The sequence below is a fragment of the Mangrovicoccus ximenensis genome (assembly GCF_003056725.1).
Lineage (GTDB): Bacteria > Pseudomonadota > Alphaproteobacteria > Rhodobacterales > Rhodobacteraceae > Mangrovicoccus > Mangrovicoccus ximenensis.
This window is the reverse complement of sequence record NZ_QBKZ01000001.1, coordinates 872966-889692: the sequence shown is the minus strand read 5'-3', so window position 1 is coordinate 889692 and position 16727 is coordinate 872966. Positions and strand designations below refer to the sequence as shown.

At 67.5% G+C, this 16727-nt stretch carries 15 protein-coding genes; 7 read left to right on the top strand and 8 right to left on the bottom strand.

Translation table 11 applies throughout. From position 1 onward, the window contains the following. The 5 genes from C7T91_RS04925 to C7T91_RS04905 form a co-directional block, all read right to left on the bottom strand. The gene (locus C7T91_RS04925; RefSeq protein ID WP_108258220.1) at positions 1-873 is read right to left on the bottom strand and encodes a carbohydrate ABC transporter permease; all 873 of its coding nucleotides are present in this window, start codon (positions 871-873) and stop codon (positions 1-3) included. A gap of 157 nt (positions 874-1030) precedes the next feature. Continuing rightward, positions 1031-2347 (bottom strand): ABC transporter substrate-binding protein, encoded by a 1317-nt coding sequence (locus C7T91_RS04920; RefSeq protein WP_108258219.1) that lies wholly within the window; start codon positions 2345-2347, stop codon positions 1031-1033. Between the two features lie 182 nt (positions 2348-2529). Then, complete coding sequence (locus C7T91_RS38340) at positions 2530-4428, bottom strand: sugar-binding domain-containing protein (RefSeq protein ID WP_108258218.1); 1899 nt, start codon at positions 4426-4428, stop codon at positions 2530-2532. Next, positions 4425-5579, bottom strand: coding sequence for a D-erythronate dehydrogenase (gene denD, locus C7T91_RS04910; protein WP_330848805.1), 1155 nt, complete (start codon positions 5577-5579; stop codon positions 4425-4427). Before denD ends, C7T91_RS38340 begins: the two co-directional genes overlap by 4 nt. After that, on the bottom strand, positions 5500-6117 hold the full coding sequence (locus tag C7T91_RS04905; protein WP_108258217.1) for a hypothetical protein: 618 nt from the start codon (positions 6115-6117) through the stop codon (positions 5500-5502). The genes denD and C7T91_RS04905 overlap by 80 nt, the downstream gene beginning before the upstream one ends. 166 nt (positions 6118-6283) lie before the next feature. Here C7T91_RS04905 and C7T91_RS04900 point away from each other — a divergent pair, with 166 nt between their 5' ends. The 7 genes from C7T91_RS04900 to C7T91_RS04870 all read left to right on the top strand — a co-directional run bounded on the left by C7T91_RS04900 (position 6284) and on the right by C7T91_RS04870 (position 13189). Beyond that, positions 6284-7396, top strand: a complete 1113-nt coding sequence (locus C7T91_RS04900) for an S-(hydroxymethyl)glutathione dehydrogenase/class III alcohol dehydrogenase (protein WP_108258216.1) — start codon at positions 6284-6286, stop codon at positions 7394-7396. Further along, the gene (gene fghA, locus C7T91_RS04895; RefSeq protein WP_108258215.1) at positions 7396-8232 is read left to right on the top strand and encodes an S-formylglutathione hydrolase; all 837 of its coding nucleotides are present in this window, start codon (positions 7396-7398) and stop codon (positions 8230-8232) included. Before C7T91_RS04900 ends, fghA begins: the two co-directional genes overlap by 1 nt. 22 nt (positions 8233-8254) lie before the next feature. Further along, positions 8255-8638, top strand: coding sequence for a c-type cytochrome (locus C7T91_RS04890; protein ID WP_108258214.1), 384 nt, complete (start codon positions 8255-8257; stop codon positions 8636-8638). A gap of 203 nt (positions 8639-8841) precedes the next feature. After that, complete coding sequence (locus tag C7T91_RS04885; protein ID WP_108258213.1) at positions 8842-10644, top strand: methanol/ethanol family PQQ-dependent dehydrogenase; 1803 nt, start codon at positions 8842-8844, stop codon at positions 10642-10644. 75 nt (positions 10645-10719) lie between these two features. Continuing rightward, a complete protein-coding gene (locus C7T91_RS04880; RefSeq protein ID WP_108258212.1) occupies positions 10720-11238 on the top strand; it encodes a c-type cytochrome, methanol metabolism-related in 519 nt (172 codons plus the stop codon). After that, the gene (locus C7T91_RS04875; RefSeq protein WP_236637988.1) at positions 11228-12046 is read left to right on the top strand and encodes a substrate-binding domain-containing protein; all 819 of its coding nucleotides are present in this window, start codon (positions 11228-11230) and stop codon (positions 12044-12046) included. The genes C7T91_RS04880 and C7T91_RS04875 overlap by 11 nt, the downstream gene beginning before the upstream one ends. A 102-nt stretch (positions 12047-12148) precedes the next feature. After that, entirely contained in the window at positions 12149-13189 is a 1041-nt protein-coding gene (locus C7T91_RS04870) for a cyclase family protein (RefSeq protein WP_108258210.1), read from the top strand. 43 nt (positions 13190-13232) lie between these two features. On the opposite strand, the gene C7T91_RS04865 is transcribed toward C7T91_RS04870, so the two are convergent. The 3 genes from C7T91_RS04865 to C7T91_RS04855 form a co-directional block, all read right to left on the bottom strand. Continuing rightward, positions 13233-14033, bottom strand: a complete 801-nt coding sequence (locus tag C7T91_RS04865; protein ID WP_108258209.1) for a phosphodiesterase — start codon at positions 14031-14033, stop codon at positions 13233-13235. A 53-nt stretch (positions 14034-14086) separates the two neighbouring features. After that, a complete protein-coding gene (locus tag C7T91_RS04860; protein ID WP_108258208.1) occupies positions 14087-15361 on the bottom strand; it encodes an ABC transporter substrate-binding protein in 1275 nt (424 codons plus the stop codon). A gap of 75 nt (positions 15362-15436) precedes the next feature. Then, positions 15437-16714, bottom strand: a complete 1278-nt coding sequence (locus C7T91_RS04855; RefSeq protein ID WP_108258207.1) for an ABC transporter substrate-binding protein — start codon at positions 16712-16714, stop codon at positions 15437-15439. Positions 16715-16727 lie beyond the last annotated feature (13 nt).

Below are 16727 nucleotides of genomic sequence, written 5' to 3'. Positions count from 1 at the left end.
TCAGGCCTCCAGGTTCTTGCCGATCATCCGCATCAGGAAGATCGCGACGATATTGGCGAGGATGATGGCGACGACGCCGCCCGCGCTGCCCATGCCCACGTCGTATTGCAGGAGCGACTGGACGTAGATCAGGTAGGTCAGGTTGGTCGAGGCGTATCCGGGTCCGCCATTGGTGGTGACGAGGATCTCGGCGAAAACCGACAGAAGGAAGATCGTCTGGATCAGCACGACCACGGTGATCGCCCGCGCCAGGTGCGGCAGCATGATATGCCAGAAGCGCGACAGCGGCTTGGCACCGTCCATCTCTGCGGCCTCGAGCTGTTCGCTGTCGAGCGACTGCAGCGCGGTCAGGAGGATCAGCGTGGCGAAAGGCAGCCACTGCCAGCTGACGATGCCGATGATCGACAGCAGCGGAGCCTGGGCGAGAAAATCGTAGGGCTGGAGCCCCAGCGCCTTGAAGAGATGCGCGAAGAGGCCGTTCACCGGGTTGAGGAACATGTTCTTCCACACCAGCGCCGAAACGGTCGGCATGACGAAGAAGGGCGCGATCACCAGGATGCGGACGATCCCCTGCCCCCACATCGGCTGGTCCAAGAGCAGCGCCAGAACGATGCCCCCGCCGATGGTGATGACGAGCACGCCAAGCACGAGGGCCAGCGTGTTCCAGATCGCCGCGGTGAAGCCCGGATCGGTCAGGAAGTAGCTGTAGTTCTCTAAGCCGACGAAGGGATTGTCGCCCGGCATCAGCAGGTTGTAGCGCAGGAAGGAGAAGTAGAGGGTCAGGCCCAGCGGGATCAGCATCCATCCCAGCAGCAGGATGACCGAGGGCGATATCATGAGCCGCGCAGCGGCACGGGACGCTTTCGTCGACATGGGACTTGCCTCTTCGCGTGGCGTGGGGGAACCGGCCCGGCCGCGGGGCGCGGGGCCGGTTCCGGGAAGAGGCGGAGCGCTTGGAGGCGGGCTCCGCCGGGGTTCCCGGGGCGCGGGGAGCGCAGCCGCTCCCCGGATGCGGGTCAGGTGGCGCGGTTTACTTGATGTAGCCGCCGCGCTTCATTTCGCGTTCGGTCAGGGCCTGGGCATTGGCCAGCGCCTGCTCGGCCGTGACCTGGCCCGCGAGCGCAGCCGAGAACTGCTGGCCGACGGCGGTGCCGATGCCCTGGAATTCCGGGATCGCGACGAACTGCACGCCGGTATAGGGCACCGGATCGACCGCCGGATTGGTCGGGTCGGCGGCTTCCATCGATTTCAGCGTCATCTCGGCGAAGGGCGCGGCCTCAAGATATGCCTGGTTCTCGTAGAGCGAGGTGCGGGTTCCCGGAGGCACGTTGGCCCAGCCTTCCTTCTCGGCGACGAGCTCCAGATAGGCCTTGGAGGTCGCCCATTCGATGAAGGTCTTGGCCTCCTCCGGCGCATCGGTGCCGGCCGGAATGCCCAGCGTCCAGGCCCAGAGCCAGTTGCCGCGCTTGCCGAGCCCGGCATCGGGCGCGAGCGCGAAACCGACCTTGTCGGCGACGGTGGAGTCGTTCGGGTTGGTCACGAAGGAGGCCGCCACGGTGGCGTCGATCCACATGCCGCATTTGCCCGACTGGAACAGCGCCAGGTTCTCGTTGAAGCCGTTCGAGGAGGCGCCGGGCGGACCGTAATTGTTCATCAGGTCCAGATAGGTGGTCAGCGTGGTCTTCCAGGCCTCGCCATCGAACTGGGGCTTCCAGTCCATGTCGAACCAGCGCGCCCCGAAGGAGTTTGCGGCGGCGGTCAGGAAGGCCATGTTCTCGCCCCACCCCGCTTTCCCGCGCAGGCAGATGCCGTAGATCTCCGCGTCCTTGTCGGTCATCGCCTCGGCCGCCTTGGCGATGTCGTCCCAAGTCGGCGCCTCGGGCATCTGCATCCCGGCCGCTTCCATCAGGTCCTTGCGGTACATGACCATGGAGCTTTCGCCGTAGAAGGGCGCGGCATAGAGCGTGCCGTCGATGCTGAGCCCGCCCGCGATCGCCGGCAGGATGTCGCCCGCGTCATAGTCGTCGCTGAGCCCGGTCAGCGGCTCGAGCCAGTCCTGCCTGGCCCAGATCGGAACCTCGTAGGTTCCGATGGTCATCACGTCGAACTGTCCGCCCTTGGTGGCGATGTCCTGGGTCACGCGCTGGCGCAGCACGTTTTCCTCGAGCGTCACCCAGTCGAGCTTGATGTCGGGATGCTTGGCCGTGAAGTCGGCGGCCAGCCCCTGCATGCGGATCATGTCGCCATTGTTGACGGTTGCGATGGTCAGGGTGGTTTCGGCTGCCGCCGGAAGGCCCGCAGCGCAGAGCGCCGTGGCCCCCAGAAGGGCGCGGATCGAAGCAGTCATTACTCTCCTCCCAAGAATGAGCTTTTGCCTTGCTTGTGGGCATTTATTCACACGGTTTGACGAACGGTCAACAGGGAAAACTCTCCGCAGCGCGGCAATTCCGGTGCGAAAACACCGGATTCCTTGTGAAATCAGTTTGTTGAGATCTGGCTAAAACTGCCGCGAGACGGCCCGGTCCGGGCTCAGAGCAGCGACTCGGCCGTCCGCTCGTCGGTCACGAGCCCGTTGACGAAGCGCCCGGTCAGAGCGCCGCGGATCGCCTCGACCTTGCCCGGCCCCCAGGCGCAGGCGATGATCGGCGCGTCGCTGCCCGCGACAAGCGGCGCCGAGCTGACCCGCCCGTTGGTCTCGTCCTCGACCAGCCGCCCGTCGCGGTCATAGACCCAGCCAGTGATCTCGCCGACCGCGCCCTTGGCAACCAGCCGCGCCTGGTCTGCTCCGGTGATGAAGCCGTCGAGCACCAGGGGCGCCGTCTCCAGCATCTGGCCGATGCCGACGAAGCGCACGTCGGTTTCGCGCACCAGTTCGCGGTTGGCCCGCAGCGTCGCCTGGCCGAGCAGCAGGTCACGCTCCTCCCGCGTTGCCGCGATCACCGGCAGGGGCAGCGGATAGGTCGGCGCGCTGACCTTGTCGGAGACGGTGAAGAGCACGTTGTAATAGGCGGTGGAACCCGAGGGCGAGATGTTTCCCGTGAGCGACACGATCTTGTGCTGGGCGCAGTCGAGATGCGGCAGCTCCTCGATCGCCGAGCGCAGCGTCCGCCCGGTGCCGAGCCCGATCACGACCGGAGCCTCCCGCGTCAGCCAGCTTTCCAGGATATCCGCCGTGGCATGGGCGACGCCTCGCCCGGCCCCCTCGCCCGGCCCGAGCGTGGGCACGACCTCGCAAAGGCCCAGCCCGAAGCGGTCTCGCAGCCGCTCGGCCAGTTCCAGGCAGCGCGCCACCGGATGGTCGATGCGCACCTTGACCAGACCCGCGCTCATCGCCTGGCTGACCAGCCGCTGCGCCGACTGGCGGGAGATCCCCATCACCGCGGCGATCTCGTCCTGCTTCATGCCGCCGATATAGGCCAGCCAGGCCGCGCGGGCGGCATCGTCGAGCTTGCGGTCGGCTGGGCGCATGCTTGGGTCCTGATCTTCTGTCCGGCATGCATCTTGGGCAAGATGCCGGGCCAATGCAAGCCGCCCCGCCGGGCCGGTGCGGCAAGGCAGACCCCGGGCCGGGGTTGCACTTTGCCCGCCATCCGGCCCATCTGTCGCCAGCCGCCGCCACCGACCGGAGCCGTCCCTTGGACAAAGCCGCCCCCATCCTGTCCCGCCTGACCCGCGCCACTGCCGCCGGATTGCGCCGCGCCGGGATGTGCCGGCCTCTTCGAGGCGGCGCCAGCGCTCGAGCAGCGGCAGTCCGGAATTGCGGCAATGCAGCTGCATCGCCGCCCGCGCCGCCGCAGCATCGCCCGCCTCCAGCGCCCGCACGATCGCCTCGTGCTCGCCGCGCGAGAATTGCGCGATGTCGTCCGGCCCCTGGCGGTTGTTCTGGCGCGTCCATTCCGGGAATTGCTGTCGGGCCTGCCAGAACTCGCCGACGATCTGCACGAAGAAGGCGTTGCCGGTGGCTTCGGCGACCGTCAGGTGGAAGGCGCGGTCCTGCGCCTCCCATTCCGCCAGCGTGGCGGCCTCGTCGCACATCCCCTCGATGCAGGCCCGCAGCCGGTCGATCTGCCCGGCATCGAGCGTCCCCGCGGCGATGGCGGCGATCTCGGGCTCGAAGGCATGGCGTGCCTCGACCAGCTCGAAGAAGCCCGGCAGGGTCGCGGTCTCCGCCGGTTCCGGCGGCAGCGCCTGCGCGACGAAGGCGCCGGCCCCGTAGCGGGTCACAACGAGCCCCATCAGCTCCAGCGCGATCATCGCCTCGCGGATGGTGGTGCGGCTGACGCGCAGCTGCTCCACCAGGTCCTTGTCGGCGGGCATCTTGGTGCCGGGCGGGTAGTCGCCCGCGCGGATGCGCGCGGCGATGCGCTCCGCGACGAGGCGGTAGCGCGGCTTCTGGTCGATCGGGTCCAGGCGGGGCAGGCCGGTCATGGGGCGGGCGTGTCGTCCTCGAGATAGAAGCCCACGTTCTCGGCGAAACCGGCATCGGCGGCAAGCCCCAGATCCAGCGCCTTCTGCGGCCGGTAGTCGTAGCGCCAGCCCTTCACGATGGCCTCGATTTCGGGCTGCTTCTCCCAGCGGATCAGCTTGGCGGGGGCCGGTCCCGCGACTTCGGTCATGGCGTCGATCATCTGGCGGATCGACAGGCGCTGTCCGGGCATGATCATGCAGCGCTGCTGTCCCAGCGCGGCAGCGTCGAGCTCGGCGCCCTTGATCAGGTTTTCGACGCAGCGGCGCGGGCTGAGATAGTAGTGCTCGAAGTCGGGATCGACCGGGCAGACGGCCGGCTCGCCGTTCAGCGGTTCGCGGATGATCGAGGACATGAAGGACGAGGCGGCACGGTTCGGCTTGCCCGGACGCACCGCGATGGTCGGCAGGCGGAAGCCGCGGCCGTCGACATAGCCCTTGCGCGAATAGTCGTTGAGCAGGAGTTCCCCGATTGCCTTCTGCGCGCCGTAGGAGGTCTGCGGGTTCGGGATCGTCCAGTCGGTGACCGGATCCGGGACCTCGCCGCCGAACACTGCCAGCGAGGAGGTGAAGACCACGACCGGGCAGGTGCCGAGCGCGCGGCAGCGTTCCAGGAGGTTCAGCGTGCCGAAGAGATTGACCTGCATGCCGGCGTCGAAATCTGCCTCGGCATGGGCGGACACGACGGCGGCGAGGTGGAAGATCACCTGGGTCTCGGGCGTCACCAGCGCGTCGAGCGCGGCGCGGTCGGTGATGTCGGCGGCGCGGCAGGTGACGGGGAAGGGCGCCTCGAGCGGCGCGGGCTCGGCGAGGTCGGCGAGGGTCAGGCCGCCGGCGGCGCGGCGCCGCTCATGCGCTATCTCGACGTGCTGGCGGCGGATACCCGCGCGGCGATCGACCGGGGGCTGCGGATGGCGGAGGCGACCGCCACGGTGGCGGCCTCGGAGGCGGAGAACTGGGAGATGTTCGGCCTGAACAATCCGCGCAACGCCACCGTCGCCTATGCCGAGCTGGAATGGGAGTGAGCCCGCGGGCTCAGCTCTCGATTTCGGATTGCAGCATCTGCGCGATGCCGTAGAGCCGCTTCTCCAGCAGGACCGGCGTCTCGCAGACATAGGTCAGCGAGCGCTGCCGGTCGGTGAAGATGCGCTCGTCCCAGTCGATCTGCACCTCGAGCGCGTCGACCCGGTCGAAATCGGGATCGTCCGCGGCCATCAGCGCGTCCATCTCGCTGCGCGCCGCGTCGATCCGCTTCGACAGCGCGATCTGGCTCCGGGCGTAGTCCTCGATCCCCTTCATGATCCGCGTGCGCAGATGCGACAGGGTTCCGAAGCTCTCGCCGAAGAGATGGGACATCATCTCGGGACTGCGGCCATGGGCTTCGGCGAAGCTGTCGAGCGCGGGCTGCGCCTCCTCGAGCGGCATCCGCCTGAGCACCAGCCGGTCGATCACCTCCTGCGCGGCTTCGGCCGTGGCCGGGTCGAGCTTGATCTCCGGGATCGGATGCGGCCACATCAGCCCCGGCGAGAGCTGCTCCACCTTGCGCTGGATGCAGGGCCAGTCCGGATCCGCGGCGGGCTGGGCTGACGTCGCGGCGCCTGCCGCCGCCAGCACCGCCGCTGTCGCAAAGCTCGGAAAATATTTCGCAATCATTCTTTTGCCTCCCCCGCGCAGAGGATACCAAGCTGCAGGGACGTGTCCATCGGCAGCTTGTATGCCATGGCACATCCGAAGGTATGAATTGTTCCGGCCAAGCCGCGGCTCTACCGTCTTGGTCAATCAGTAAAGGCCGCCCCTAGCGGCCATGAAGGAGAGAAACGTGCGCACCAAAGCAGCCGTGGCCATCGAGGCCGGCAAACCGCTCGAAGTGATGGACGTGAACCTCGAGGGCCCGAAAGAGGGCGAGGTTCTGGTCGAGATCAAGGCCACCGGCATCTGCCACACCGACGAATTCACGCTCTCCGGCGCCGATCCCGAGGGCCTGTTCCCGGCGATCCTGGGCCATGAGGGCGCTGGCGTGGTGGTCGAGGTCGGCCCCGGCGTCAAATCGCTGAAGCCCGGCGACCATGTCATTCCGCTCTACACCGCGGAATGCCGCGAGTGCGAATACTGCCTCAACCCGAAGACCAACCTCTGCCAGAAGGTCCGCTCGACCCAGGGCCAGGGCCTGATGCCCGACGGCACCTCGCGCTTCTCGATGCTCGACGGCACGCCGATCCTGCACTACATGGGCTGCTCGACCTTCTCGAACTACACCGTGCTGCCGGAGATCTCCCTGGCGAAGGTCCGCGAAGACGCGCCCTTCGACAAGATCTGCTACATCGGCTGCGGCGTGACCACCGGCATCGGCGCCGTGCTCTACACCGCCAAGGCGGAAATCGGCTGCCGCGCCATCGTCTTCGGCCTGGGCGGCATCGGCCTGAACGTGATCCAGGGCCTGCGCCTCGCAGGGGCCGACCAGATCGTCGGCGTCGACCTGAACCCGGCCAAGGTCGAGATGGCCAAGCGCTTCGGCATGACCGATTTCGTCAACCCGGCGGAAGTCGAGGGCGACCTGGTTCCGTATCTCGTCAACCTGACCAAGGGCGGCGCGGACTACACCTTCGACGCGACCGGGAACGTGAACGTGATGCGCACCGCGCTCGAGGCCTGCCACAAGGGCTGGGGCGAGAGCATCATCATCGGCGTGGCGCCCGCAGGCGCCGAAATCTCGACCCGTCCGTTCCAGCTGGTCACCGGCCGGTCCTGGCGCGGCACCGCCTTCGGCGGCGCGCGCGGCCGCACGGACGTTCCGAAGATCGTCGACTGGTACATGGAAGGCAAGATCGAGATCGATCCGATGATCACCCATGTCCTGCCGCTGGAAGACATCAACAAGGGCTTCGACCTGATGCATGCCGGCAAATCCATCCGCGCGGTGGTGCAGTACTGATGGCTTTCGAGATCGTCTCGGAAAACAAGAGCTTCGGCGGCGTGCAGGGCGTGTACAAGCACGCCGCCAGTTCCACCTCCTGCGAGATGACCTTCGCGGTCTACCTGCCGCCGCAGGCCAAGCAGGGGCCGGTGCCGTGCCTGTGGTATCTCTCGGGGCTGACCTGCACCCACGAGAACGCCATGACCAAGGGCGGCTTCCAGGAGCATGCCGCGAAGCACGGGCTGGCGGTCGTCTTCCCCGACACCTCGCCGCGCGGCGAGGGGGTGGCCAATGACGATGCCTATGATCTGGGGCAGGGCGCAGGGTTCTACGTCAACGCGACGCGCGATCCCTGGGCGCCGCATTTCCGGATGTGGGATTACGTCACCGACGAGCTATATTCCCTGGTATCGAAGGAATTCCCGGTGAACGGCCGCCACGGCATCACCGGCCATTCGATGGGCGGACATGGCGCGCTGACCGTCGCGCTGCGGAACCCCGACAACTACGACTCGCTCTCGGCCTTCGCGCCGATCGCCAACCCGACCCAGTCCGACTGGGGCCGCAAGCAGCTCTCGGCCTATCTGGGCGAGGACGAAGCGGGATGGGCCATGCATGACAGCTCGATCCTCCTCGAGGAGCGCGGCTGGAAGGGCGAGCTGCTGATCGACCAGGGGGCTTCGGACCAGTTCCTGGACCTGCTCCGCCCCGAGGCGCTTGCCGCCGCGATGGGCCGCCGCCGCCAGCCCGGCATCCTGCGCTTGCAGCCGGGCTACGACCATAGCTACTACTTCATCTCGACGTTTGCCGAGGACCACGTGAAGTGGCACGCTGAGCGTCTCGGAGCGGTCTGAGCCAGAAAAGGACTACTTGACCATGACAGCCAAGATCTTCGCCCTTTCCCTTGCAGCCCTGAGCCTTGCCCTGCCGGCCGCCGCCCAGGACGGCGATGCCGCCAAGGGCGAGAAGGTGTTCCGCAAGTGCATGGCCTGCCACGCCGTCGGCGAGGGCGCCAAGAACAAGGTCGGGCCGGAACTGAACGGCATCGTCGGGCGGACCACTGCCGCCGTCGCCGATTTCAACTATTCCGACGCCATGGCCGCGAAAGGCGCCGAAGGCCATGTCTGGACGGTCGAGGAGCTCGATGCCTACCTGGCCGATCCGAAGGGCTTCATCCCGGGCAACAAGATGGCCTTCGCCGGCCTGCGCAAGGATGAAGAGCGCGCCGACGTGATCGCCTATCTCGCGACCTTCCAGTAAGGCCGCAGGACAAGCTTAACCTTCCCGGCGGCTCCGACAGCCGCCGGGACCCGCACCAAGGAGGACAGTCACGATTTCTTAATGCCCCCGCCCGCAGGAGAGGAGCCTGCATTGGGGGAGCCCTCGCGCCGAACAAGAGCAGACGATGCTATGGTGGGCATCCAAGGCCGGCACGCAGGGACACACCGTTTTGGGAGGTAGCAATGAAGACGTTCATGACCCTGACGTCCGTGCTCGCGATGACCGCGGCCGGCGCAGCTATGGCCAGCGAAAGCGTGCAGGCCGAAATCGACAAGCCGGAGCAGTGGGTGCTGCAGACCGGCGACTACAAGAACCAGCGGTTCTCCAAGCTAGACCAGATCAACAAGGACAACGTCGACGACCTGCAGGTCGCCTGGACGTTCTCGACCGGCGTCCTGCGCGGCCACGAAGGCTCGCCGCTCGTGGTCGGCGACACGATGTATGTCCACACCCCGTTCCCGAACATCGTCTATGCGCTCGACCTGGCGAATGACGGCCGGATCAAGTGGAAATACGAGCCGAAGCAGAATGCCGACGTGATCGGCGTGATGTGCTGCGACACCGTCAACCGTGGCGTGGCCTATGGCGACGGCAAGATCTTCCTGCACCAGGCCGATACCCGCGTGGTCGCGCTCGATGCCGAGACCGGCGAGGAACTCTGGGGCGTGATGAACGGCGACCCGGCCAAGGGCGAGACGAACACCGCGACCGTCATGCCGGTCGGCGACAAGATCATCGTCGGCATCTCGGGCGGCGAATTCGGCGTGCAGGGCCATGTCACCGCCTATGACATGGAAACCGGCGAAATGGCTTGGCGGGCCTATTCCACCGGCCCGGACGACCAGATCCTGTTCGACCCGGAGACGACCACCGAACTCGGCAAGGTTGTGGGCGCCGACAGCTCGCTCAACAGCTGGGAAGGCGACCAGTGGAAGATCGGCGGCGGCACCACCTGGGGCTGGTATTCCTATGACGCCGAGGAAAACCTGATCTATTACGGCTCGGGCAACCCCTCGACCTGGAACCCGGCGCAGCGTCCCGGCGACAACAAGTGGTCGATGACCATCTTCGCCCGCGACGCCGATACCGGCATGGCCAAGTGGGTCTACCAGATGACCCCGCATGACGAATGGGACTATGACGGCATCAACGAAATGATCCTGACGGAGCAGGAAGTTGATGGCGAAATGCGCAAGCTCCTGACCCATTTCGACCGCAACGGCCTGGCCTATACGATGGACCGCGTCACCGGCGAGCTGCTGCTGGCCGAGAAATACGATCCGGCGGTGAACTGGACCAGCGGCGTCGACATGGACCCGAATTCCGAGACCTATGGCCGTCCGGCCGTGGTGGCGGAATACTCGACCGAGCAGAACGGCGAGGACGTCAACTCGACCGGCATCTGCCCGGCGGCGCTCGGCTCCAAGGACCAGCAGCCGGCGGCCTACCATCCCGACACCCAGATGTTCTACGTGCCGACCAACCATGTCTGCATGGATTACGAACCGTTCCGTGTGAGCTACACTGCGGGCCAGCCCTATGTCGGCGCGACCCTCGCGATGTATCCGGCGCCTGACAGCCATGGCGGCATGGGCAACTTCATCGCCTGGGACAACCTGAAGGGCGAGATCAAGTGGTCGATCCCCGAGCAGTTCTCGGTCTGGTCGGGCGCCCTGGCCACCGCGGGCGACGTGGTGTTCTACGGCACGCTGGAAGGCTACCTGAAGGCCGTCGATGCGGAGACCGGCGACGAGCTCTACCGCTTCAAGACCCCGTCGGGCATCATCGGCAACGTGATGACCTACGAGCAGGACGGCAAGCAGTATGTCGCGGTGCTCTCGGGCGTCGGCGGCTGGGCCGGGATCGGCCTGGCGGCAGGCCTCACCAACCCGAATGACGGCCTGGGCGCCGTGGGCGGCTATTCCTCGCTGAGCGACTACACCGCGCTCGGCGGACAGCTGACCGTCTTCGCCCTGCCGGACTGATCGCGGGCGACGCCCCTTCAGTCGGCCGGCACGCCATCGCGCGTGCCGGCCAGCCCCCATACACAGGATCGCATCATGAAGTTTACCGTAAGCGTTCTCGCCGCCGGTCTTGCCGTGGCCGCCCTGGGCGGACCGGCTGCCGCACAGGAAGTCGACAACCTGACCGCCGCCTATGAAGAGGGTGGCCGGTATTATACCGAGGACGACGTCCCGACCTACAATGTGGGCGAGGACGGAACGGTGGACTGGCTGACCTATTCCGGCTTCCGCCGCTACCATTCCGAATGCCATGTCTGCCACGGCCCCGAGGGCGAGGGCTCGTCCTATGCCCCGGCGCTGAAGGAATCGGCGGTCGACATGGATTACTACGATTTCCTCGACGTGGTCACCAATGGCCGCCAGAAGGTCAATGCGGCCGAGAACTCGGTCATGCCCGCCTTCGGCGACAACCCGAACGTGATGTGCTACATCGACGACATCTATGTCTACCTGAAGGCGCGCGGTGCCGATGTCGTTCCGCGCGGCCGTCCGGGCGGCCGCGAAGACAAATCCGACGATATCCGCGCGGCCGAGGAGGCCTGCCTTGGCATGTAAGCCGCTTGCCGCCGCCGCGCTCGGCCTGGCCCTCGCGGCCGGGGCGGCGCAGGGGCAGGTCACGGACCTGGTCTCGACCACGCATTTCCGGGTCTGCGCCGATCCGGCCAACCTGCCGATGTCGAATGACAGGGGCGAGGGCTACGAGAACCGGCTGGCGGAGCTCTTCGCCGCGGAGCTCGGCCTGCCGGTGCAATACGCCTGGTTTCCGATGGCGACGGGCTTCATCCGCAACACTCTGCGCGCCAACAAATGCGACGTGGTGATCGGCTATGCCCAGGGCCACGAGCTGGTGCAGAACACCAACCACTACATGACCTCGGCCTACGCCCTGGCCGTGCCCGCGGACGGCCCGCTGGCCGATGTCGCGACGCTCTCGGACCCGCGGCTGCAGGGCTTGCGGATCGGCGTGATCGCCGGCAGCCCGCCGGCCACGCACATGGCCCGCAACGGGCTGATCGGCAAGGCGAAGGCCTATAACCTGACGGTTGACCGGCGGGTGGAATCTCCGGCGCTCGACATGCTCGACGATGTCGATGCGGGCGAAACCGATGCCGCCGTGCTCTGGGGACCGCTGGCCAAGTCGGACCATCCCGGCCTCAAGGTCATTCCGCTGCTCGGGGAGACCCTGCCGCCGCGGCTGTTCTTCCGCATCACCATGGGCGTGCGGCCGGGCGACAAGACCTTCGAGCACAAGCTCAATTCGCTGATCCGCCGCAACCAGGGCGAGATCAACGCCATCCTGGCCGGGGCGGGCGTGCCGCTGGTCAACGACATGGGCGACGCCCTGCTGGAGTCCGGCCAGTGATCCGCGCGGCAGCCGCGGTGCTTGCGGTCTCCGCCGCCGCGGCCGCCGCGCAGGTGCCCGATTCACCGAAGCAATTCCCGGCTTGCCGCCCTCGTCGCGGGCGTGCTGGCCTGCGCCGCGGGCACGCTGGCCCAGGCCCAATCCGATTGCGGCCCGGGCAGCTGGGACGGCTGCCTCGGCAAGCCCTGGGTCGACGGCGACACGATGGAGACGCCGATCGGCTCGGCCTGGTGGCCGAACCCGCTCTGGGGCGGCGAAGACGAGGCGGGCTCGACCAACTGGTACACCCAGCCCGAGGTGCTGCAGCGCGCGCTCTCGGCCTCGACCGGCGAGAAGGTCTACCGGCTCGGCCATGCCTATTCGCCCGACATGCCGTTCTTCGGGGCGCGCAGCTTCGTGATGCGCGTGCCCGGCATGCCGACGATCGGTGCCTCGGGGGCGAACGGCTTCGTCTACAACGACGACTACGTCGCGGGCGAGCTCGGCCAGATCGGCACCCAGTTCGACGGCCTGGCCCATAGCGGCATCCAGATCGGCGAGGCCGGCGACCTGAACGAGACCCGGTTCTACAACGGCTTCACCTCTGCCGAGATGTGGGATGGCGGCAAGGGCTCCTACGGGCTGCAAAAGCTCGGCATCGAGAAGCTGCACCCGATCGTCGCGCGCGGCGTCCTGCTCGACGTCGCCGCCGCCAAGGGCGGCCCCCTGCCCGACGGCTACGAGATCACCATGGCCGACATCCGCGACACGCTGGCGGCGCAGGACATGGCGGAATTCGAATTCCAGCCGGGCGACGCGCTCCTGTTCCGCACCGGCTGGGAACGGCACTGGACCGACGCGGAGAGCTATGGCGGGCATTCGCCGGGGATCGGCATGGAAGTGGCGCGCTGGGTCGCCGAGGAGGTCCAGGCCGGCCTGACCGGCGCAGACAACCTAGCGATCGAGGCCTATCCGTCCTCCGATCCGGACTGCTCGGTCTGCGTGCATTCCTTCCTGCAGACCCGCCACGGCATCGTCGCGCAGGAAAGCATGGTCCTCTCGGAACTGTCCGAGGACCGCACCTATGTCTTCACCTACATCTTCAGCCCGGTGCCCTTTGCCGGCGCGACCGGCTCGCCGGGCACGCCGCTGGCCATCAAATGACGGCCGTGCCGGGCCCGCGGATGCAGGCCCGGCGCTTTCCCGGTCACGGCCCCGCGCAGGCCTCGGCCCGGACCAGGACCTCCTGCCCGGCCTCGGCGCCATAGGCGCGGAAGCCGTTTGCGTCGATCTGGATCACCCGGTAGGTCGGGTTGCCGCCGGTCCAACAGGGGGCAGGCTCGTCAATCGCGGTGATGAAACGGTGCGACATCGCCTGGCCGGAGCTGAAGGCGATGCCCTCGGGGCTGGTGCCGGAAAGCGGCACATGGATATGGCCGAAGACGATGTGGCGCACGCCGGGGCCATGGCTGGCGAGGCAGTCCATCAGCGCGGGCGCGTCATGCAGGCCGATATGCTCGAAATGCGCCAGTCCGTGATGCACCGGCGGGTGATGGATGAAGACCGTCACCGGCTGGTCGCCCGCGCCCGCGAGCGCCTCGCGCAGCCAGCCGAGCCGCGCCTCGCAGAACCGGCCGCCGATGAATCCGTGCTCGTGGCTGTCGAGGAACAGGAGCCGCCCGTGCGGCGTGTCGAGATGGCTCTGGACATGGCCCGACGCGGTCACGGGCTGGTCCGGGAAGGCCTCCCGGAAGGCCGGGCGCGCGTCGTGGTTGCCCAGGAGCAGGCGGATCCCGCAGCGCACCGGCGCCAGGATCTCGCGCAGGAGCGCATAGGCTTCCGGGTCGCCGTCGTTGCACAGGTCGCCGGTCACGACCAGCAGGTCGGCATCGGCATGGTGCTCGCAGGCATGGGCGATGCCCCGGCGCAGCATCTCCGCCGGATCGAGCGTGTGGAGGCTCTCGCCCGGCGGGACGAGATGGGTGTCGGTGATCTGGATGATTTTCATTTTTTCTTCCGTGGCATCGCGGCCGCCCGCAGCCGGGCGGCCGGAATTCTGGGTCAGTTCATCATGCTGCCGGTGGCGGCGGCCAGTTCGGCCAAGCCGTCTTCGGGGCTCAGCTCGCCGCGCTGGACCCGGGCGATGATCTCCGCCTGGGCGCGCCAGATGCGGACGCTGTCGCCGCCGGGATAGCCCAGATAGGGCCGCGCCCGGCCGGCCTGGCGGGCAGCGGTCTCGGTGTTCGGATGCTCGGCATAGTAGGGCGCCAGGTAGTCCTCGCCGGTGGCGCGGACATTCGTCGGCAGATAGCCGGTGATGCGCACAATCATGTCCTGCGCCTCGGGGCTGGTGACCCATTTGAGGTATGACCACGCGGCCGCGCGCTTTCCGGCATCCTCAGACAGGATCACCGCGGCGTTGCCCCCCGTGGGCACGCCGCCTGCCTCCTTGTCATCGAGCGGAAAGGTGTCGGTCACCAGCTCGAACCGGTCGCCGACAAGCTCCTCGACGGTCTGCACATGGGCGGGGGTCGAGAAGATGATGCCGGTGAGCCCGGCGCCGAATTGCTGGCGCGACTGGTCCCAGTCGAGCACCGGCTGTCCCGCCTCCGAGACGAAATCGCGGATATAGGTCAGCGCCTTCAGGCCGAGCTCGTTGTCGAAGGCGACCTGGCCGGTCACCGGATCGGTCATCTGCCCGCCCTGCTGCAGGATCATTGCCTGCCACAGCCAGTCATCCGGCCAGCCCGAAACGTCGTAGCCGATGCCCGCGATGCTGTCGCCGAGCCCGTTGATCCTGACGGCGAGGTCCAAAAGCTCCGGCCAGGTGTCGGGCATGGCCTCGGGATCTCCCCCGGCCTGGCGGACGAGATCGGCATTCACGTACATGATCGGCGAGGACGCATTGACCGGCAGGCCCCATTGCTCGCCGCCGATCTGGCCGAGCGACAGCATCGACGGGGCGTAGTTCTCCGCGGCCCAGCCGGCGGGCTCGGCCTCGAGGAAGGGCTGGAGGCTGGCAATCTGGCCGCGCGGCGCGAGCGTGGCGACGAGATCGCCGAGCAGCATGTAGCCGGAGAAGTAGACATCCGGCAGGCCGCCGGTCACCGCCGAGCGCAGGATCTGCTGGTGGCCCTCGTTATAGGCGACGGCGGGGGCGCGGAACTCGATCCTGATGTCGGGATTGCGCTCCATGAAGGCCTCGGCCAGCGGCTGGTGGAAGCGCGTGAAGCCGGGGAGGTTGTAGAGCACCTCGAGGGCGACGGGTTCGGCCTGGGCGGCCGTGGCCAGGCCGAGCGCGAGCGCGCCGGCGGAAAGGCGGGAGGAAAGCGGCATGGGGGAGGAGGTCCGTTGGTCGGCCGCGGCTGCGGCAGGGGCTCCGGGCGGCAGGGCGCCGCCCGGAGCGCAGGGTCAGTTCATCAGGCCATTGGTCGCCGAGACGATCTGCGCAAGGCCCTCTTCCGAGGAAATCTCGCCGCGCATCACCTGGGCGATGATGTCCCGCTGGGTGCGCCAGATGCGGACGCTGTCGCCGCCGGGATAGCCGGCCCAGGGCTGCGAGCGGTCGGCCTGGTGCGAGGCGGTCTCGACATTCGGGTGCTCGCGGTAATAGGGCGCCAGGAACTCTTCGCCGGTGGCGCGCTTGTTGGTCGGCAGATAGCCGGTGATGCGCACGATCATGTTCTGCGCCTCGGGGCCGGTGACCCATTTGAGGTATTCCCAGGCCGCATCCTGCTTGGCCGCGTCCTGGGTCAGGATCACCGCCGCGTTGCCGCCGGTCGGCACGCCGCCGTTTTCCTTGTCGTCGATCGGGAAGGTGGTGGTGGCCAGCTCGAAGCGGTCGCCGACCAGTTCCTCGATGGTCTGCACATGCGCCGGCGTCGAGAAGATCAGGCCGGTCAGCCCTGCGCCGAACTGCTGGCGCGACTGGTCCCAGTCGAGCACCGGCTGGCCGGCATCGGTGACGAAGGCGCGGAAATAGTTCAGCGCGTTCAGGCCGATCTCGTTGTCGAAGGCGACGCGGCCGGTCTCGGGATCGGTCAGCTGGCCGCCCTGCTGGTAGACCATCGCCTGCCACAGCCAGTCATCCGGCCAGCCGCCGATGTCATAGGCCATGCCCGCGATGTTGTCGCCGAGCGCGTTGATCTTGACGGCGAGGTCCAGAAGCTCCGGCCAGGTATCGGGCATGTGCCCGGGGTCGCCGCCCGCCTGGCGGACGAGATCGGCATTCACGTACATGATCGGCGAGGACGCGTTGACCGGCAGGCCCCACTGGGTGCCGCCAATATTGCCGAGCGCATACATCTTCGGCGAGTAGTTCTCGTCGACCCAGGCCGCGTCTTCCTGCGCGACGAAGCCCTCGATCGGGGTGATCTGGCCGCGCGGCTCCAGCGTCTCGACCAGTTCGCTCAGCAGGTGGTAGCCCGAGAAGAACACGTCCGGCATGTCGCCGGTCACCGCCGAGCGCAGCACCTGCTGGTGGCCCTCGTTATAGGCGACGGCGGGCGCCTGGAACTCGATCTTGATGTCGGGATGGGCCTCCATGAAGGCCTCGGCGATCGGCTGGTGGAAGCGGGTGAAGCCCGGCAGGTTGTAGAGGACGTTGAGCGTGACCTGCTCGGCCGAGACGGCGGCAGGCAGCACGGCCAGAACGGCGGCGCCGGTCAGGAGGCGGGAAAGGATCGACATGCGGAGGCTCCGT